This is a genomic window from Pacificoceanicola niger, from assembly GCF_048553275.1.
In the GTDB taxonomy this organism is placed as follows: domain Bacteria; phylum Pseudomonadota; class Alphaproteobacteria; order Rhodobacterales; family Rhodobacteraceae; genus Pacificoceanicola.
Genome location: NZ_JBLZMW010000020.1, coordinates 1 through 18385, shown reverse-complemented (window position 1 = coordinate 18385; position 18385 = coordinate 1). Strand labels below are relative to the sequence as shown.

General features: G+C 63.0%; 16 protein-coding genes. 10 read left to right on the top strand and 6 right to left on the bottom strand.

Annotated features, from left to right (window positions below):
* Nucleotides 1-92 precede the first annotated feature (92 nt).
* Nucleotides 93-3590: a DNA polymerase III subunit alpha gene (dnaE, locus tag ACN2XU_RS20600; protein WP_419412234.1), complete on the top strand. Its 3498-nt coding sequence runs from the start codon at nucleotides 93-95 to the stop codon at nucleotides 3588-3590.
* Nucleotides 3591-3886: 296 nt separating this feature from the next.
* Nucleotides 3887-4924, top strand: a complete 1038-nt coding sequence (locus ACN2XU_RS20595) for a hypothetical protein (RefSeq protein WP_419412233.1) — start codon at nucleotides 3887-3889, stop codon at nucleotides 4922-4924.
* Nucleotides 4925-5173: 249 nt separating this feature from the next.
* Here the strand turns inward: ACN2XU_RS20595 and ACN2XU_RS20590 are convergent, their stop codons facing one another.
* Nucleotides 5174-5380, bottom strand: coding sequence for a SlyX family protein (locus ACN2XU_RS20590; protein ID WP_419412232.1), 207 nt, complete (start codon nucleotides 5378-5380; stop codon nucleotides 5174-5176).
* A 26-nt stretch (nucleotides 5381-5406) separates the two neighbouring features.
* On the bottom strand, nucleotides 5407-6069 hold the full coding sequence (locus ACN2XU_RS20585) for a hypothetical protein (protein ID WP_419412231.1): 663 nt from the start codon (nucleotides 6067-6069) through the stop codon (nucleotides 5407-5409).
* 356 nt (nucleotides 6070-6425) lie between these two features.
* Between ACN2XU_RS20585 and ACN2XU_RS20580 the strand changes: the two genes are divergently transcribed.
* The 4 genes from ACN2XU_RS20580 to hisG all read left to right on the top strand — a co-directional run bounded on the left by ACN2XU_RS20580 (nucleotide 6426) and on the right by hisG (nucleotide 10108).
* Nucleotides 6426-6599 (top strand): hypothetical protein, encoded by a 174-nt coding sequence (locus ACN2XU_RS20580; RefSeq protein ID WP_419412230.1) that lies wholly within the window; start codon nucleotides 6426-6428, stop codon nucleotides 6597-6599.
* A gap of 103 nt (nucleotides 6600-6702) precedes the next feature.
* Entirely contained in the window at nucleotides 6703-8337 is a 1635-nt protein-coding gene (gene hisS, locus ACN2XU_RS20575) for a histidine--tRNA ligase (protein ID WP_419412229.1), read from the top strand.
* The gene (locus ACN2XU_RS20570; protein WP_419412228.1) at nucleotides 8334-9416 is read left to right on the top strand and encodes an ATP phosphoribosyltransferase regulatory subunit; all 1083 of its coding nucleotides are present in this window, start codon (nucleotides 8334-8336) and stop codon (nucleotides 9414-9416) included. Before hisS ends, ACN2XU_RS20570 begins: the two co-directional genes overlap by 4 nt.
* Nucleotides 9413-10108 carry an ATP phosphoribosyltransferase gene (gene hisG / locus ACN2XU_RS20565; RefSeq protein WP_419412227.1) on the top strand — a complete coding sequence of 232 codons (696 nt, stop codon included), beginning with the start codon at nucleotides 9413-9415 and terminating at the stop codon, nucleotides 10106-10108. The genes ACN2XU_RS20570 and hisG overlap by 4 nt, the downstream gene beginning before the upstream one ends.
* Before the next feature lie 463 nt (nucleotides 10109-10571).
* Here the strand turns inward: hisG and yghU are convergent, their stop codons facing one another.
* A complete protein-coding gene (yghU, locus tag ACN2XU_RS20560; RefSeq protein ID WP_419412226.1) occupies nucleotides 10572-11423 on the bottom strand; it encodes a glutathione-dependent disulfide-bond oxidoreductase in 852 nt (283 codons plus the stop codon).
* Between the two features lie 94 nt (nucleotides 11424-11517).
* On the opposite strand from yghU, the gene ACN2XU_RS20555 reads away from it, so the two are divergent.
* A complete protein-coding gene (locus tag ACN2XU_RS20555; RefSeq protein ID WP_419412225.1) occupies nucleotides 11518-12003 on the top strand; it encodes a YdcF family protein in 486 nt (161 codons plus the stop codon).
* Nucleotides 12004-12006: 3 nt separating this feature from the next.
* On the opposite strand, the gene ACN2XU_RS20550 is transcribed toward ACN2XU_RS20555, so the two are convergent.
* Nucleotides 12007-12438, bottom strand: a complete 432-nt coding sequence (locus ACN2XU_RS20550; RefSeq protein WP_419412224.1) for a DUF1489 family protein — start codon at nucleotides 12436-12438, stop codon at nucleotides 12007-12009.
* A gap of 121 nt (nucleotides 12439-12559) precedes the next feature.
* Between ACN2XU_RS20550 and ACN2XU_RS20545 the strand changes: the two genes are divergently transcribed.
* A complete protein-coding gene (locus ACN2XU_RS20545; RefSeq protein WP_419412223.1) occupies nucleotides 12560-14848 on the top strand; it encodes an adenosylcobalamin-dependent ribonucleoside-diphosphate reductase in 2289 nt (762 codons plus the stop codon).
* Between the two features lie 320 nt (nucleotides 14849-15168).
* Here ACN2XU_RS20545 and ACN2XU_RS20540 read toward each other — a convergent pair whose 3' ends face one another.
* Together ACN2XU_RS20540 and ACN2XU_RS20535 are read right to left on the bottom strand one after the other, a co-directional pair.
* Nucleotides 15169-15585, bottom strand: coding sequence for a hypothetical protein (locus tag ACN2XU_RS20540; protein ID WP_419412222.1), 417 nt, complete (start codon nucleotides 15583-15585; stop codon nucleotides 15169-15171).
* A 78-nt stretch (nucleotides 15586-15663) separates the two neighbouring features.
* Nucleotides 15664-16005 carry a hypothetical protein gene (locus tag ACN2XU_RS20535; protein WP_419412221.1) on the bottom strand — a complete coding sequence of 114 codons (342 nt, stop codon included), beginning with the start codon at nucleotides 16003-16005 and terminating at the stop codon, nucleotides 15664-15666.
* Nucleotides 16006-16421: 416 nt separating this feature from the next.
* On the opposite strand from ACN2XU_RS20535, the gene ACN2XU_RS20530 reads away from it, so the two are divergent.
* Nucleotides 16422-17936, top strand: a complete 1515-nt coding sequence (locus ACN2XU_RS20530; protein WP_419412220.1) for a fused MFS/spermidine synthase — start codon at nucleotides 16422-16424, stop codon at nucleotides 17934-17936.
* Between the two features lie 253 nt (nucleotides 17937-18189).
* A partial coding sequence (locus ACN2XU_RS20525; RefSeq protein WP_419412219.1) for a transposase occupies nucleotides 18190-18385 on the top strand: 196 nt, incomplete at its 3' end.

The following is an 18385-nucleotide window of genomic DNA, read 5'->3' as shown; positions in this document are numbered from 1 at the left end:
TTTTGTCTGAACGCGGTGCGCGCAAAGAGATGTAGGGTCAGAGGGTCAATTGTGATCTTCCCCCCTCCACACCCACAAGATACGGTGCGGTCATGGCCGATCCCCGATTCATTCACCTGCGCACCCATACCGAATATTCCCTGCTCGAAGGGGCCATTCGGCTGAAGAAACTCCCCGGTCTCTGCGAGGCCATGGGCATGCCCGCCATTGCGGTCACCGACAGCAACAACCTCTTTGCCGCGCTGGAGTTTTCCGTCGGCGCAGCGGGCGCCGGGGTTCAGCCGATCATCGGCTGCCAGTTCGATCTGCGCCCAATCGAGCCGCAGCAGGGCGAGCGCCCGCGCCCCCCCGCACCCATCGTCCTGCTGGCGCAGACCGAAGCGGGCTATGAGAACCTCATGCTGCTCAACTCCTGCCTCTACATGCGGCCTGGGACGGAATTGCCCTACATCTCGCTCGAAGAGCTGGCGCAGCATTCCGCCGACGTGATCTGCCTGACCGGCGGGCCGGATGGCCCGGTGGGGCGTCTGCTTCGGGCCGGACAATTCCCGGCGGCGCAGGGCCTTATGGACCGGATGAAAGAGATCTTCGCCGACAGGCTCTACGTCGAATTGCAACGCCATCCGGGTGAGGATGGCCTGCCGGAGGCGGAGCAGCTGACCGAACGGCCCTTCCTCGAAATGGCCTACGAGATGGACCTGCCCATCGTCGCCACCAACGATGTCTACTTCCCAAAAGAAGAGATGTACGAGGCGCATGATGCGATGATCTGTATCGCGGAAGGCGCTTATGTCGACCAACAGGAGCCGCGCCGCCGCCTGACGCCGCAGCATTACCTCAAGACCCCGCAGGAGATGGCGACGCTCTTTGCCGATCTGCCGGAAGCCCTCGAAAACACGGTGGAAATCGCCCGCCGCTGCGCCTTCATGGCCTATCGCCGCGATCCGATCCTGCCGAAATTCGCCGATGACGAGGTGACCGAACTGCGCCGCATGGCGAACGAGGGCCTGCAGGCGCGGCTGGCCGTGATCCCCCACGCGGTCAGCGTCGAAGACTATCAGAAACGCCTCGATTTCGAACTTGATATCATCGAGGGCATGGGCTTTCCCGGCTACTTCCTGATCGTGGCCGACTTCATCCAGTGGGCGAAGGATCACAGCATTCCCGTCGGGCCGGGGCGGGGGTCCGGGGCGGGCAGTCTCGTGGCCTATGCGCTGACGATCACCGACCTTGATCCGCTGCGCTACTCGCTGCTCTTCGAGCGCTTTCTCAACCCCGAGCGGGTCTCCATGCCCGACTTCGACATCGACTTCTGCATGGATCGCCGCGAGGAGGTGATCCGCTACGTTCAGGAGAAATACGGCCACGACAAGGTGGCCCAGATCATCACCTTCGGCGCGCTTCTTTCCAAGGCCGCCGTGCGCGACATGGGCCGGGTTCTGCAAATGCCCTACGGACAGGTGGACCGCCTGTCGAAGATGATCCCGGTCGAAGGGGTGAAGCCTGTGTCAATTGAGCAGGCCCTGCGCGACGAGCCGCGTCTGGCGGAGGAAGCGCGCAACGAAGAGGTCGTGGACCGGCTGCTGAAATACGGGATGCAGGTGGAGGGGCTGCTGCGCTCTGCCGGGACCCATGCGGCCGGCGTGGTCATCGCCGACCGCCCCACCGATCGGCTTGTCCCGCTCTACCGCGATCCGCGCTCCGACATGCCCGCGACCCAGTTCAACATGAAATGGGTCGAACAGGCCGGTCTGGTCAAATTCGACTTCCTCGGCCTCAAGACGCTGACCGTCATTCAGAACGCGCTCGACCTGATCCTGAAAAGCGGGCGGCAACTGCACATCGCCGCCGATGGCACCGAACTCTATGAACCCGCCGAGGGCGCGGAAAACCAGATGAACCTCATCCCGCTGGATGATGAAGCCACCTACAAGCTTTATGCGTCGGCCAAGACCGTCGCGGTGTTCCAGGTGGAATCCTCGGGCATGATGGACGCGCTCAAGCGCATGAAGCCGACCTGCATCGAGGACATCGTGGCGCTTGTCGCGCTCTACCGCCCCGGCCCGATGGAGAACATCCCGACCTATTGCGAGGTAAAAAACGGCCTCAAGGAGATCACCTCCGTCCACCCCTCCATCGACCACATCCTGGCCGAGACGCAGGGCATCATCGTCTATCAGGAACAGGTGATGCAGATCGCGCAGGTCATGGCGGGCTACTCGCTCGGCGGCGCCGACCTGCTGCGCCGCGCCATGGGCAAGAAGATCAAGGAGGCGATGGACGCCGAACGCCCGAAATTCGAGAAGGGCGCGGCGGCCAACGGTGTCGACAAGAAGAAGGCCACGGAGGTCTTTGACCTTCTGGAGAAATTCGCCAACTACGGCTTCAACAAATCCCACGCAGCGGCCTATGCGGTGGTCTCCTACCAAACCGCATGGCTCAAGGCGAACCACCCGGTGGAGTTCATGGCCGGTGTCATGAACTGCGATATCCACCTGACGGACAAACTTGCCGTCTATTTCGAAGAGGTCCGCAAGGGGCTCAGGCTGCCTTGGGTGCCGCCATGTGTGAACCGCTCCCAGGCGACGTTTGACGTGGTCGACGGAGAGCTGGTCTACGCGCTCGGCGCGCTGAAGAACGTCGGTGTCGATGCCATGGGCCTGATCGTTGACGGGCGCGCGGATCGGCCCTTCGCCACGCTCTACGACCTCGCACGGCGCGTGGAGCTCAAGAAGATCGGCAAGCGCCCGCTGGAAATGCTCGCCCGCGCCGGGGCCTTCGATCAGCTCGACAGCAACCGCCGCCGCGTCTTTGACAGCCTCGACGCGCTGGTTGCCTATTCCACCGCGATCTTCGAACAAAAGGCCTCCGCGCAGGTCTCGCTCTTTGGCGAAGCGGGTGAGGATTTGCCGGAGCCGCGCATGTCGCCGGTCACCGACTGGCTGCCCGCCGAGCGGCTGGCGGAGGAGTTCAAGGCTGTGGGCTTCTACCTCTCCGGCCACCCGCTCGACGATTACATGACCGCGCTGAAACGGCAGGACGTGATGACGCTGGACGAGGTCACCGGCCGCGCCGAACGCGGCGCGCTGGTGGCCAAGCTCGCAGGCGTCGTCGCTGGTCGGCAGGAGCGCAAATCCGCGCGCGGTAACCGCTTTGCCTTTGCCCAGCTGTCCGACCCCACCGGCGCCTATGAGGTCACGCTGTTCTCCGAAACGCTGGAGAAATCCCGCGAATATCTGGAGACCGGCTCCAAGGTCGTCGTCACCGTCGAGGCAACCATGGAAAGCGATCAGCTCAAACTGCTCGCGCGCGGCGTGGCCCCGGTGGATGCGGTGGCCTCCGGCGGCGGCGTCATGGGCCTGAAAATCCACATCGAAGAACCGAGCGCCCTGCCGCACATCGCCTCTGTCCTGAGCCGTGCCACCGAACAACTGCCCCGTGCCGCGCGCGGGCCGGTGATGCTTTGTCTCAACGACGCGGGCCTGCCGGGCGAGGTGGAGATGGACCTCAAACAGGATTTCCCGGTAACCCCGGAAATCAAGGGCGCGATCAAATCGCTGGACGGCGTCCTGGCCGTCGAGGATTATTAGGCCGAAAAAACCTCGCCTTTTTCGGCCTGCTTGCGGCGCGCGATGCGCGTCGCCCGGGGCGCGCGACCCTGCGGGCCGCGCGCGGGCGCCTCTCCTCCGCAGGCAGTGCCAGATGCGATGGTCTTTTTCGGAGTATTTTTAAAGAGAAGAAGAGGGACGCGTGGCGCGCATTGCTTGCAGGGAACTCAATCAATTCCGTGGACTGCCTGGCGGCAGATGGCAGCCGATTTGCGTGCGCGGCGGAGGCGGGGTACTACCGTGTTAACGTTTTTCCCGGAATGTATCGTGGAGCCTTCATGCGTCTGACTTTGATCGTTTTGGCCTGTCTCGGGCTGGGTGCATGCTCCGGTGATCCGTTTGCGGGGATGCCGAGATTTGGTGACGTCACCGTGGACGGGACGGCGGGCCAGGCGGATGCTTTGCCCGATGCGGCGCAGGCCGACCTGACCGAGGTGGCACCGCCGGTTGTTGCGACCCAGACGACGCCGCAGCGCGGTTTCCTTGGTTTCCTGCGGCGCAAGGCCGAGGAAGGGCAGGGCGCTGCCGCCGCCGAGGCGACCATGGCGTCGGTCGGGGAACCCGGCGACAGTTCCCTGGCGGAGGAGCGGGAGCCGACGCGCGCCCGCGGGCTGTTTGGCGGGTTCTTTCGCGGGGACGCAGAGGACGGCGCCGCGGCGCGGGAAGCGGTTCAGGAGGCAGCGCTGCTGCCGGAAGGCGACACACCCGGGCCGGGAGCTCCCGTGCCGCAGGCCCCTGAGTCTGAGCCGCGTGGACTGTTTGGGGGGCTCTTCGGTGGCGATGACCCGTCTGAACCGGCAACGGACGCGACGCCCGGCCCGTCCGCGCCCGACTATGCCAAGGTTGGCCCCGGTGTGACGCTGCCCCACGGGACAGTGGCGCGGCTTTGCGGGGTGGAGGGGAGAAGCCTTGGCAAGAAGGCCGAGAGCTTTCCCCTGCGCGGCACCTATACGCTGTTCGACAGCAAGCCGGGCAGCACGGAGGCGCGCAATTTCTATCTATCGGGCTTTGACGACGGGTGCTTGCGGCAGTTCACGGCGGCGCTTGTCATGTTCGGCTCGGTCGAGAGCTATGAGCAAATTCACTACGGGGCGCCCGGCGTGACCTTGCCGCGCTCCGAAACGGATGTGGCCTATGAGGGGTTGAAGGGGCGGCTCTGTGGCGTGGCCCGCGACGCGCCCTGCGGGTCGAAGATTTCCCGCCTGTCCGGCAACACCGCCTTTGTCAGCATCTACGAGCGTTTCGAGAACAATGCCCGCTGGACCACACTTCTGGTGCATGATGGCGATCTGCTGGCGGTGGACACGAAGGGGTGAGGCCCGGTCCGCGCAGCGGCAAACGCTCTGGGATGAGATGCGTCCGCAAAAGCATCGCTTTTGCAGCATCGAACGTGCGGAGCACCGTTTGAGGGCCGAACGGGCGGAGCCCCGGCGTTGACGGTCCGCGCAGCGCAATTCCAATCTGAACTGCCGCCAATCGTGACCGTGACCCGGGGGTCACGACGCCGCCGGGCGCGAGCATCCCCTTTCGATGCGGCTGGTCCGCAGCTCAAAGGCCCGCCCCGGTCAGTAATGCGGCGGGCGCTCGTCGGCGAAATATGCCCCGCCGCCGCCATCCGTCTCGCGCGAGGCCTCGCGCTTCATCAGCATGGCAACCTGGCGCGACAGGCGGTCGATGGTCGTATCCTGACGGGCGACCACGTCGGAAAGATCGTCGATCGTGCGCTCCAGAAAGGCAATCCGCTCTTCAAGGTCGTGGGTGTCTTGGCTCATGGTCTGGCTCTGCTTGCTCCGGTCTGTCACGTCTTTGCCATGACGAAATACAATTTCGAACCGAATTCCCGTGTCAGGCATTCTTCGAGGTCTGCAAAGTCCTTGTGCGCTTTCACGATCTTGTACAAGCGGATTTCCTCGTCCCGCCCGTCCGCCGTGATCGTCAGATCATCGGTGTCGCTCCAATTGATCCAACTCTTGTCATTCCGGAAGCGGCCAAGACGGGCGGTATAGCTTGGGCGCTTGTTCAGTTGAACGGGATCGAACCGGCAGAGCAGATCGAAAAGATACGTCTGGCTCACGGCCTCTCCGAGGTCGTTTTTCTGTCGGATGGCCAGCAGCAGCAGGAAGTTGGACAGCTTGGCCGCCCTTGCGGCGGGGCCAGCGGGTTTGTCTTTGCGGGAGGAGGGCGCGGAGGTCTGTGGGGCTGCGGTGTGTGCTATTTCGGTCAACATCGGACGGGTGTTCAGGCCAGCCTTGTCGCAGAGGTCTTGCAGCGATTTGGTAACTTCGGCAACGTATTTGTCATTGACCGGATCGGAACCGGCGTCATCCGCGTCGCGCATAAGACGTGAAAGAGGCAGATAGGCAGACTCGAGCAGCTCAAGCACCTCGGTCGCTCTTTGGCGAATGTCAGCGGATCTTTCGCTGTCCTTGGCCATGGTCTGCCCCCATATGACGTCATGCATGCCAATCCCACGCATGTGACGCCATTCACGCGTGGGCTATTCCGATGTGCCATGGTCCAGATTGCAAATCGCCATCATTGCCCAGCTTAGCGTGAGATAGCATAAAATTGCTAGAACAGATTATAATAAAAAATTACTCAATAATATCAATAGATTGCGTATTGATAGTCTAGCGTAGGGTAATATAGCCCGGCGTGTTAACCGGTTAACGCTGATTCAAAACGGCGTCGGACTTTGCCGGGATCTATTTCTTCTCAGAGGATAGGGCCGCTGCCGATATCTGCCGAGGGCGCGATGGCGGATAGCACGGCGGCGATGCGAGATTGAGAGGGTCTGTCACTCAGGAGTCTCTCGCCATGATCTGGAAGTCTGCCTTTCTCGCGACCGTCTGCCTCGCCTGTCTGGTCGTTCTGGTCAAGAATCAGCTTGCCGGAAGCGGTGCCACGCTTGCCTTCGATACCATCCTTGCCAGCGTCATCTTTGCCTGCATCCTCGCGCTTGCCGCGTTGTGGAAACTGCGCAAGGACTGACCGCATGGGCGGACCGTGTGCGATGCCGGTCCGCCCGTCGCTTGCCCCTACCGCGTCAAATCGGTAGAGGGAGCGCGACCAGTCCAGTGCGGGAACACGACCCATGGCCAAAGTGAAGAAAGCCCCACGCCCCAAGGCCCAGACGCCGAAGGGGTTTCGCGATTATTTCGGCGCCGAAGTGACCGAACGCGCCGAGATGCTGCGCAGCATTGCCGAGGTCTATCATCGCTACGGCTTCGACGCGCTGGAAAGCAGCGGCGTCGAGACGGTCGAAGCGCTGGGCAAGTTTCTGCCCGATGTGGACCGTCCGAACGAAGGCGTCTTTGCCTGGCAGGACGAGGACGACCAGTGGATGGCGCTGCGCTATGACCTGACCGCGCCTCTCGCCCGTGTCTATGCCCAGCACCGCAACGACCTGCCGCTGCCGTATCGGCGCTATGCCATGGGGCCGGTCTGGCGCAATGAAAAGCCCGGACCGGGCCGGTATCGCCAGTTCTACCAGTGCGACGCGGACACCGTCGGCGCGGGGTCCGTCGCGGCGGATGCGGAAATCTGCGCCATGCTGTCGGATGCTCTGGAAACCGTGGGCATTCCGCGCGGGGATTATTTGATCCGGGTGAACAACCGGAAGGTTCTGAACGGGGTCTTGGAAGTCGCCGGTCTCTTGGATCGTGCTGATCCTGCGACGCATGAGAATGAGCGTGGCGTAGTTTTGCGTGCGATAGACAAACTAGACAGGCTTGGTATCGAAGGTGTTCGGGCGTTGCTCGGCGAGGGTCGGCAAGATGAATCTGGCGACTACACCGATGGTGCGGGCCTTTCGCGTTCACAACAATCAGTAATCATGAGGTTTGTCGAAGCGAACCAACGCGTCGAGAAGCGTTTGTATGATCTGGGCGCCTTGGAGGACCCTCATGAAGGCGATCTGGGAAGAAACCTTCAGAATGCAGCAATGGCTCGTGACAAAGACTGGATCCAGTTGATCGGAGCAGGCCGAACTGAGAACGAAATCCGTAATTTCGCGACCCTTCTTTATTTGGAGGAAATCGTTGAGGACTCGTCCGTTGGTCTCGAAGGCGTCCGTGAACTACGCCAAATCGCGTCGCTGTTGGAAGCACAAGGCTATCACGCGGATAGAATTTTCATCGACCCCTCGGTCGTGCGCGGCCTCGGCTACTACACCGGCCCGGTCTACGAGGCCGAACTCACCTTCGAGATCTTCGACGAAAAGGGCCGCAAGCGCCAGTTCGGCTCTGTCGCGGGGGGCGGGCGCTATGACGATCTGGTCAAGCGCTTCACCGGGCAGGAAGTCCCGGCCACCGGCGTTTCCATCGGTGTCGACCGCCTTCTGGCGGCGCTGCGCGAGAAGGGCCGCATCCAGAGCCAGGCAAAAGGTCCCGTCGTCGTCACCGTCATGGATAAGGCCCGCATGGCGGACTATCAGGCCATGGTCGCCGAGCTGCGCAACGCGGGCATCCGCGCCGAAGTCTACCTCGGCAATCCCAAGAACTTCGGCAATCAACTCAAATACGCCGACAAGCGCGAAAGCCCCGTGGCCGTGATCGAAGGCGGCGACGAAAAGGAAAAGGGTGTCATCCAGATCAAGGACCTGATCCTCGGGGCGAAACTCGCCGCCGATGCATCGCTTGAGGAATGGAAGGACCACCCGAGCCAATACGAAGTGCCGCGCGATCAACTGGTCGTCAAGGTGCGCGAACTGCTGGACCTGCACAAATGAGCCTCCGCCAGATCAAGGCGCGGGCCGCCAGCCTCATGGCGGGCTTCGAGGCCATGGGCGCCGTGCCCGTGGACTGCGCCATTCTGCAGCCCGCGACCACCCTGCTCGACCTCTACGGCGAGGACATCCGCACGCGCGCCTATGTCACCCACGATCCGGTCAAGGGCGAGGTCATGCTGCGCCCGGACTTCACCGTGCCGGTGGTGGAAATGCACATGGCGGACGGCGCGGAACCGGCCCGCTACACCTATGCCGGGGAAATCTTCCGGCGGCAGGAGGCGCATCCCGAACGCGCCTCCGAATACTTCCAGGTCGGTTACGAGGTCTTCGACCGCGCAGATCCGGAAGCCGCCGACGCCGAGGTCTTTGCCCGCTTTGCCGAGGTTCTGAAACCCTACGGCCTGCGCGCCGTGACCGGGGATATCGGCATCCTGACCGCCGCCGTGCAGGGGCTGCAAACCTCGGAGGCGCGCCGCGCCGCGCTCATGCGCCACATCTGGCGGCCCCGCCGCTTCCGCGCCCTGCTCGACCGCTATTCCGGCAAGACCGAGACACCCGCCACGCGCAAGGCGCTGCTGGCCAGTGAAGAGCCGCTGCGGAACGCCGGGCCGATGATCGGCCTGCGCTCGGAGCGTGAAATCGCCGCCCGCATCGCCGTGCTGCGCGCCGAAGCCGCCGAGCCGCACATCAGCCGCGACGAGGTTGCGCTGATCGATGGTCTGTTGAAGGTCGCCGAAAGCTGCACCTTCGCCCTCGAACACCTGCGCGACATTGCCGTGGACATGCCTGCCATCGCGCAGGCCGTCGAACGCTTCGGACGCCGCTGCGATGCGCTTGCGGCGCGGGACATCGACCCGACCACGCTCGCCTTCGAGGCCAGCTACGGGCGCAGCTCCATGGAATATTACGACGGCTTCGTCTTTGGCTTTTTCGCCCCGACCCGGCCGGACTGGCCTGCGGTCTCGTCCGGCGGGCGCTACGACGCGCTCACCCGGCAACTGGGGCGGGGGCGCGAAATTCCGGCGGTGGGCGGTGTGCTGCGGCCCGGACTGCTTTGCGATCTGGAGGCGGCGCAATGACGATCAAGCTCGGCGTGCCGTCCAAGGGGCGGCTGATGGAAAAAACCTTCGACTGGTTCGGGGCGCGGGGCGTCGGCCTCGCCCGGACCGGTTCGGAGCGCGAATACTCCGGTGAGGTCACCGGGGTCGAGGGGGTCGAACTGGTCCTGCTCTCGGCGGGGGAGATCCCGCGCGAACTGGCGGCGGGGCGCATTCACCTCGGCGTCACCGGCACGGATCTCATCCAGGAAAAGCTGGTGCAATGGGATCAGAAGGTCGCGCCATTGGCCGAGCTGGGCTTTGGCCATGCCGATCTGATCATCGCGGTGCCCGCGGCCTGGGTCGACGTGGACACGCTGGACGATCTCGATGCGGCGGCGGCGGCCTTCCGGGCCGCGCATGGCTTCCGTATGCGGATCGCCACGAAATACCACCGGCTGGTGCGCGCCTATCTGCATGATGGCGGCGTCGCGGACTATCAGCTTGTCGACAGTCAGGGCGCAACCGAAGGCACGGTGCGCAACCTGACCGCGGAGGCCGTGGCCGACATCACCTCCACCGGCGAGACCCTGCGCGCCAACCACCTCAAGGTCCTGTGCGAAGAGCCGGTGCTGCGCTCGCAGGCGACCCTGTTCAAATCGCGGGTGGCCCAAAAGAGCGATACAGACCGCACAACGCTGGAAACGCTCTGCGAAATGCTGAAGGTCGGTTGACTGCCGCGCGGGGGCGCTGTGCCTTGATGCCCGTGGGATGCTTGGCGCCGCGCGGTCATGCGGGTGGGCCAGCGGCGCGCACCGGGACCGGCCCGGGGCTTCTGTGCATCTGGTCTGTTTCCGACCTATGGCTCTGACCTTGCCAGCTACGCATCGCGCAACGGCGCGTAGGGCGGGGTTACACCCCGCACGCCCTGCGACAAACCCGCGCGTTAACCGGATTGAGCGCGCTCCGCGACACGGGGGCCGTAAACCCGGGCTCTCGAATTTGGAGTTTGTACCAAACTCGCCGCGAATCGTACCAAACTATGGTTAACGCCTTCGCGCGAGAGGTTAATCTCTGTCACAGCCTTGTGGCTGGACCGTCTGCGGCCCCTAGATATGGGCGTTGCCGATGCACCGCGCGGTCCATTACCCCACCGCGCGGTGCGTTCACTTTGTCTGCCAACCCTACGGGTTAACGTCAGCCGATCTTGTCCTGTGTCCTGGTTTCAAAGTCGCTGGCATCGTGGCGCTCATGCAGTTGCTCCGCCGGATCGCCACTGGTTTTGTTGACCATCTTCCCGCGCTTCACCGCCGGCCGCGCGGCGATGTCCTCGGCCCAGCGGATCACGTTCTTGTAAATGCCGACGTCGAGGAATTCGCCCGCGTCATAGCTCTCGCCAAAGACCGTCCGGCCGTACCACGGCCAGATCGCGATATCCGCGATCGTATAGTCCTCGCCAACCATGAAACGGTTGTTTTCCAGATGCTTGTCCAGCACATCGAGCTGTCGTTTCACTTCCATCGCAAAGCGGTCGATGGGGTATTCCATGGGGTAGGGGGCATAGGCATAGAAGTGCCCGAATCCGCCGCCGAGGTAGGGTGCGCTGCCCATCTGCCACATCAGCCACGAGAGCATCTCCGGCCGCTTTTCCGCGCTCATGAAGGCCCCGAATTTCTCCGCCAGATGCAGCAGGATCGCCCCGGATTCAAAGACCCGCACGGGGGTGTCGCCACTGTAATCCATCAGCGCCGGAATCTTCGAGTTGGGGTTCGCTCCGACAAAGCCCGACCCGAACTGATCGCCGTCGCCAATCTTGATCAGCCAGGCGTCATACTCGGCGTCAAACCCTTGTTCCAAAAGCTCTTCGAGGAGGATCGTCACCTTCTGGCCGTTTGGCGTAGCAAGCGAATAGAGCTGGAACGGGTGCTTGCCGCGCGGCAAATCCTTGTCATGGGTCGCGCCTGCGATGGGACGGTTGAGCGAGGCCCACTGGCCGCCGTTCTCCTTGTCCCAGGTCCATTTTTTCGGGGGGGTATACTGTTCGGTCATCCGCGTGTTCCTTTGTCACTTTGCGCCACCCTAACGAGCCGCGCGGGAAATTCCAGAGGTGGGCAGCGCGGCACCCATGTGCTTTGCTGCACAGATGCACGACGATCCCCGCCCCATTGCCCTCATCCTCGGCGCCGCCGTCTGGCCCGGCGGCCAGCCCTCGCCGACCCTGCGCCGCCGCGCAGGCCATGGCGCGCAGCTTTGGTGCGACGGAACGGTCCGGGCGGTCATTGCCTGCGGCGGCACAGGCCAGCATCCGCCGAGCGAGGCCGAGGCGATTTCGATTATTTGTCAGGGTCTTGGTGTGCCGCTCTCCGCGATCCATCTGGAGGATCGCTCGACCACGACGGAGCAAAATCTACGCCTTGCCCTGCCGATCCTCGACGCCTTGGGTGCGCGCGATGTGATCATCGTGACCGACCGCTATCATGCCCCCCGTGCCCGGCTGATGGCGCGCCGTGTGGGCCTGACGGCCCGCACCGACTGCCCGCCGATCCCGAAGAGGCGCCGCTTGAAAATCCTCCGGCAAACCCTGCGCGAGATTCCCGCCTGCCTTTGGTATTGGCTGTTCAGGCGCTGACGCTCAGAGCACCCCGATCTCCGCCAGCGCCCCGGCCAGCTCCGGCGGCAGCGTGTCCTCGCTTTGCCGCGAATCGCCAAGATCAACCGGCGCGTCCTCCGGCTTGAGATAGCGCCAGCCTTGAAACGGCCGTTTCGGCGCGGTCGCGGTGCGGATCAGCCTGGGCTCAAGCGCGATGGCGCAGCGATTCACGCCATCTTCCCCGGTGACCCGATCCAGGCGCAGAATGCGCTGACGGCACTGGATCAAGCCTTTGATCACCCAGTAAATTGAGCCGCCGTTCAGCACTTCTGCCTCGCGTTTCGGCCACATGCGGGTGACATGACGCGGCAGTCCGTCGGCAAACCGCGCCCGGTAACTGTCCTGCCACGCTTCAAGCCCTTCGATGCTCTCGGTGCCAACGCTCAGCTTGATCAGATGTGTGTGTTTATCCACAGAGTCTTCCCCAACTTACCGCATATATGGTATATCTTTAGGTCTCGCCTTCAAGCTGTTGAGGTGTAAGACCTCAGCCTGTAGTCTGAAATGCCCTCCGAATCGAATGGAATATCTGCCCATGACCCGCTTTGCCGCCCCCATCGCCGAACAGATCTGGGATATGAAATACCGGCTCAAAGAGGCGGACGGCACGCCGATCGACACCACCGTTGAAGACAGCTGGCGCCGCATCGCCCGCGCGCTCGCGTCTGTCGAGAAAGACCAGAAGGGCTATGAAGAGAAATTCTACCAGGCGCTTGAGGATTTCAAATATCTGCCCGCCGGTCGCATCACCGCGGGTGCGGGCACCGACCGCTCCGTGACGCTGTTCAACTGTTTCGTCATGGGCACGGTGCCCGACAGCATGGGCGGCATTTTCGACATGCTCAAAGAAGCCGCGCTGACCATGCAGCAGGGCGGCGGCATCGGCTATGATTTTTCCACCATTCGTCCCAAGGGGGCCCCGGTGCAGGGCGTCGCCGCCGACGCCTCCGGTCCGCTGTCGTTCATGGACGTCTGGGACGCCATGTGCCGCACCATCATGTCCGCAGGCAGCCGTCGAGGCGCAATGATGGCGACCATGCGCTGTGACCATCCGGACGTGGAGCAGTTCATTGCGGCGAAGTCCGACAGCGCCCGCCTGCGCATGTTCAACCTCTCGGTTCTGATTACCGATCCATTCATGGACGCAGTGAAGGCGGACAAATCCTGGGACCTGCAGTTCGATGGCGTGGTCTACAAGACCGTGCAGGCGCGCGATCTGTGGAACACCATCATGCAGGCGACCTATGATTATGCCGAGCCGGGTGTGATTTTCATCGACCGCATCAACAAGGCGAACAACCTCAATTACATCGAGACGATTTGCGCCACCAACCCCTGCGGTGAGCAGCCCCTGCCGCCCTATGGTGCCTGCCTGCTTGGTTCGATCAACATGGCGCGCCTCGTGTCCATGCCGTTCACCGACGCCGCGCATATCGACGACAAGCACCTTGACAAGCTGGTCGCCACCGCCATCCGCATGATGGACAACGTGGTCGATGCCTCGAAATTTCCGCTCGAAGCGCAGCGGATCGAAGCCCAGAACAAGCGCCGCATCGGCCTTGGCGTGACGGGCCTTGCCGATGCGCTGCTGATGAAGGGGCTGCAGTACGGCACACCCGAGGCCGCCGCCCAGACCGAAGACTGGCTCAAGCGCATAGCGCGGGCGTCCTATCTGGCGTCGGTGGAGCTGGCCAAGGAAAAGGGAGCCTTCCCGCTGTTCGATGCGGAGAAGTATCTCGCTTCCGGTAACATGATGCAAATGGATGACGACGTGCGCGAGGCGATCCGCACCCACGGCATTCGCAACGCATTGGTGACCTCCATCGCGCCCACCGGGACGATTTCCCTTTATGCGGGCAACGTGTCCTCCGGGATCGAGCCGGTCTTTGCCTACAGCTACACCCGCAAGGTCCTGCAGAAGGACGGCACCCGGACCGAAGAGGAAGTCGTTGATTACGCGGTACAACTCTACCGTGACATCTACGGCGAAGAGGCGGATCTGCCCGACTATTTCGTCAACGCCCAGACTTTGGAACCTTTGGCGCATGTGCGGATGCAGGCCGCCGCGCAGAAGTGGATCGACTCGTCGATTTCCAAGACCATCAACTGCCCGGAAGACATCTCCTTCGAGGACTTCAAGGAAGTCTACATGGAGGCCTATGAGACCGGTTGCAAAGGCTGCACGACCTACCGTCCGAACGAGGTGACCGGCAGCGTGCTGAGCGTGTCTGAGGAGAAGAAGGCCCCCGAAGTGGTCACCACCTCCGACGAAGAGCCGCAGACGCCCCATGGCGATGTCATCTACATGGCCGAGCCGCTGGACCGCCCGGAGCATCTGGAAGGCAATACCTACAAGCTCAAGTGGCCCGACAGTGAACATGCGATCTATCTGACGATCAACGATATCATCGTTTCCGGCCATCGCCGTCCGTTCGAGGTCTTCATCAATTCGAAGAATATGGAACACTTTGCGTGGACCGTGGCGCTGACGCGGATGATCTCGGCCGTGTTCCGCCGCGGTGGCGACGTGTCGTTTGTCGTCGAAGAACTCAAGGCCGTGTTTGATCCGCGCGGCGGAGCATGGGTGCAGGGCAAATACATCCCGTCGATCCTTGCAGCCATCGGCAGCATCATCGAACGCCACATGATCGCGACCGGGTTCCTTGAAGGCGAAGGCATGGGCCTGAAATCCGACCCGACCGCCCGTGTCGTCTCCATGGACGCCCCGCGCGGCAAAGCCTGCCCATCCTGTGGCCAATACGACATGCACATGCAGGAAGGCTGCATGACCTGCGCCTCCTGCGGGCATTCTAAATGCGGGTAAGTGGGCGTTGGAGCAGATTATCTATCGGCGCAGCCAATTCTTGTCCATTTTGCACGGTTTGATGTCCATTGCGCAGGCAATTGGTGTCCATCGGCGTGAAAACGGCCTGAGAGGGTCGTTTTCACCGGATTTCCGGGTCATTCGCTCAAGCAGGTAGCCCCAGGGCGTCGGTCGCCAAAGAAAACACGGCTGGGCTTGCTGAAGAAAGTTTTGGGGCAGCTTCGCGCTGTGTTCTCGCGCGATCTGCACCCCAAACGACAGAAGGCCGGCCACGGGATGATCCGTGACCGGCCTTTTTCGTCTACGGGGGGTATTGGGCGTCAGAAAGCGCCGAGTTGCGCGCGCCGCCGTTCGAGGGCGACTTCCGCTTCGAGCGCGTGGCTGACGTAGCTGGCCTTCGTAATGAACTGATCGAGGCAGCGTTCGACTTCGGATAGCGCGCGGCTTTCATCGGTACCGCCCAGCCAGAGCAGATCGCCCTCGTCGCTTCGCGCGGGCATCGGCGCGCCGCCGGAACTGTCGATGTCCCGGATCAGGCGCTGTTGCAGAGCGCAGGCGTGGTCCAGCACGGCTGGATCGAAAATTCCCGCCTCCTGGGTTTCCTTCATGAGCTTGCTGAAGCCGTGGCGCAGCGACACGGTCAGTAGATCGTGGGCGCCGCTTAGCAACTCCCGCAGGGCCGCGCAGTCGAGCATGGCCTGCAAGGCGATATCTTCGGTGGAAAAGGGAGAGGGCATATCTGGCTCCTTGATTGTTCCGGGGGACGGCGGCTCTCATGACCGCAACAAGGGCGGCGCCCTGTGGCGCCGGGGGCTTCAGACGAGCCAGATTTCCTGCTTCCGGGCCTCTTGAAGGCCGTCAAGCAGCATGCAGATCTCTTCGACAACCGGATCGCACGGGTCGATCGCCGCGAAACGCGCAGCCTCGATCCGCTCATCGTCATGCACATGGCGCAGCGCGAGCAGGTCTTCGAGCGCGTCCAGCTCACGGTGATGGCGGCGGTTCAGCATCGGCGCGGTGGTCAGCTCGTCCACGAGCTTGCGCAGACGCTTTTGCGCCGCAGGTCCGCCAAGCAACAGCGCCGCATAGTCAAGCGCGGTACAGTTGGCGACAATGAAAGTCGCGGCGGGCGCCACGGGGAAGAGGTCCTTGGGCATTGGCAGTCTCCTTTTTTGCCGTTTGCAGGTTTCGTGCGCCGACAGCTTTCGGGTCGGCATTCAAGACCGCAGCGCAGTGCCCATCTGCGCCTCGGCAAAAAGGAGATTGGCCACATCGCCGAGAGGCGAAGCGGATTTTGGAAAAAAGTTCTCGGGGGCTGGTGTGTCGTTCGGCGGCTCCATTGTTCGTTTCGGGGTCTTGAGAAGGACGAGGTGCCCGCGGCATCAGGCGCCTCGCTGCGGTCTTGCGCCGTATTCGGCGGCGAGAGATTGAGCTGAATCGCCAGACGTGCGTCAAAGGCCCCGGCATGGGCCTTGTCTTCGCTGCTGGTCAATACGCTCAGTCAGGAGATCGTTCGTTCCGGATGCAACGGAAGGAAATATTTCGCCCTGTCCGACGTTGCTTCCGTCAAACCATGATTTTCCCGATAAGCCCGCTACGTCAAACGACCGGAGGGGGCTGGCCCGCTCTCATCTCAAACGACAAGGAGTCCGCCATCCGCTTTCCCGTCACCATCGCCCTGATCCTCGTCCTGTCCGCCGTGGGCCTGACCTACGAGATCGCCGCAGGCCGCGTGCTCGCGCCGTTCTTCGGCACGTCGCTGCTGACCTGGACAACCGTCATCGCGACGGTGCTGGGCGGGTTTTCCCTGGGCAGCGCTCTCGGCGGGATCATCGCAGAGCGCCCGCGTGCCACAGCGTTGAACAACGTCCGCAGCGCGCTTGTCGTAACCGCAGTGCTCATGGCCGTGTCGCCGACGCTGCTGGGCCTGTTCCATTCCTGGGGTGCGCGCGGCACGGACGGGATGATGCTCAGCGTGTTCTGCGTCTTCTTCCCGGCCTCGGTCTGTGTGACGCTGCCGTCCCCTTTGCTGGCTAAGCTCGCCATCGAAGCCCGGCCGGGAAGGGAGGGATCATCCCTGGGCTTCGTTCTGGCCGCCGGGTCGGTTGGGGCGATCTTCGGCGCCATCCTCGCCGGGTTCGTCGCTTTGCCGCTGATCGGCTCGATTGCGACCTTCGCCGCCTGCGGGGCGGTGGCGCTGCTCTGCCTGCCGTTCGTGCGGGGCGGTGAGCCGGGGCAGCCGGCCGTGACCATCGCGGCAGGGGCCTTCGTCGCCTTTGCGGGCGTCGCCGGATCCCCCGCCTGCCAATTCGAAAGCGGCCTGTCCTGCTTGCACGTCGCGCAGCGCGGACCCGAGGTACGGCTGATCTCGGACGGCACCATACAGGCGGCCGAGCGGATCACGCCCGGCGAGGACAGGATCGATCTGGCGCTGAGTTACACCGATTGGCTTTGGGCGCGTATGGATCAGGATCTTGGCCCCGACGCCTCGGTGCTGTTCATCGGTGGGGGCGGGTATTCGCTGCCGACCAAACTGCTTGCCTCGCGACCAGACGCCCGCGCGGTGGCGGTCGAGATCGACCCGCTGGTAACCGAGGTCGTGCGCGACCACATGCCTCGTGCCTCGGCGATGATCGCGCAGACGGGCTACGATGCCACGGAAGAAGAGGCCGACGGGCGGCTGGGCATCGTCCACGCCGACGGCCGCGTTTACCTCAACGAGGCCTCGCAACGCTTCGAAGCAGCGGTGATGGATGCGTTTTCGTCCAGCTCGGTTCCGGCGCATCTTGCCACCATGGAAACCTTCGCCCGCTTGAAGCAGATCGTTGACGGCCCGGTCTACGTGAACCTTCTGGACACGCCCGATGGCCCCCTTGCCCGGGGCGTGCATGCGATCTTGCAGAAGCTCTATCCAAATGTCGAAGCCGTCGAGGGCGATTTGAATGCCTTGGGTCGAACCAACATCCTCCTCGCAGCGTCGCACCAGCCTCTTGAACCTCTCAACGCCTCTCCAAGCACCTACAGCCCCGCAAAGATCTTCGCCGTCCGCGCCTTCACCGATGACCGCGGATGGATCGGGCACAGGTAGAAACGTGGCTCCGATTGGTGGTTTCGGCCCTAACCGGACCTTCGTCAGGAAATCCAGTGCGGTGTTGAAGCGTCTCGGAGCCGACGTTCGTGCATCGCATAGAGACGGCTTGGGAACCAACGCCTCTCCAAAGTTGCCAACTGGATCGCGCCGGCTATGAAAATTGGACCGGCCACCAAGAGCAGCGTAACCGCTGTTCCAATCCCACCTTCCTGTCGCTTCCGAGATCTGAGATCGGCTCGTTCGAGGATGAATGAGAGGGAGTTTCTCCGTGGAGACTACGATGGAGGTTCTCACGTCGCGGCGTAGGGGCGTGCGCAGTCGCAAGTGGTCGGATGAGCTAAAGGCGCGGATCGTGGCGGAGACGCTGGCGCCTGGAGCCACGGTCAACGAGGTTGCAGCCCGGTATGGTCTGAAGGCGAACCATCTGTCATCTTGGCGAACGTTGG

Bases quoted from the DNA above. Each gene is read 5' to 3' on its own strand.
- ACN2XU_RS20530 (WP_419412220.1), top strand. From the start codon at position 16,422: ATGATTTTCCCGATAAGCCCGCTACGTCAAACGACCGGAGGGGGCTGG.
- ACN2XU_RS20595 (WP_419412233.1), top strand. From the start codon at position 3,887: ATGCGTCTGACTTTGATCGTTTTGGCCTGTCTCGGGCTGGGTGCATGC.
- ACN2XU_RS20585 (WP_419412231.1), bottom strand. From the start codon at position 6,069: ATGCATGACGTCATATGGGGGCAGACCATGGCCAAGGACAGCGAAAGA.
- yghU (WP_419412226.1), bottom strand. From the start codon at position 11,423: ATGACCGAACAGTATACCCCCCCGAAAAAATGGACCTGGGACAAGGAG.
- hisS (WP_419412229.1), top strand. From the start codon at position 6,703: ATGGCCAAAGTGAAGAAAGCCCCACGCCCCAAGGCCCAGACGCCGAAG.
- ACN2XU_RS20535 (WP_419412221.1), bottom strand. From the start codon at position 16,005: ATGCCCAAGGACCTCTTCCCCGTGGCGCCCGCCGCGACTTTCATTGTC.
- hisG (WP_419412227.1), top strand. From the start codon at position 9,413: ATGACGATCAAGCTCGGCGTGCCGTCCAAGGGGCGGCTGATGGAAAAA.
- dnaE (WP_419412234.1), top strand. From the start codon at position 93: ATGGCCGATCCCCGATTCATTCACCTGCGCACCCATACCGAATATTCC.
- ACN2XU_RS20570 (WP_419412228.1), top strand. From the start codon at position 8,334: ATGAGCCTCCGCCAGATCAAGGCGCGGGCCGCCAGCCTCATGGCGGGC.
- ACN2XU_RS20590 (WP_419412232.1), bottom strand. From the start codon at position 5,380: ATGAGCCAAGACACCCACGACCTTGAAGAGCGGATTGCCTTTCTGGAG.
- ACN2XU_RS20555 (WP_419412225.1), top strand. From the start codon at position 11,518: ATGCACGACGATCCCCGCCCCATTGCCCTCATCCTCGGCGCCGCCGTC.
- ACN2XU_RS20545 (WP_419412223.1), top strand. From the start codon at position 12,560: ATGACCCGCTTTGCCGCCCCCATCGCCGAACAGATCTGGGATATGAAA.
- ACN2XU_RS20580 (WP_419412230.1), top strand. From the start codon at position 6,426: ATGATCTGGAAGTCTGCCTTTCTCGCGACCGTCTGCCTCGCCTGTCTG.
- ACN2XU_RS20540 (WP_419412222.1), bottom strand. From the start codon at position 15,585: ATGCCCTCTCCCTTTTCCACCGAAGATATCGCCTTGCAGGCCATGCTC.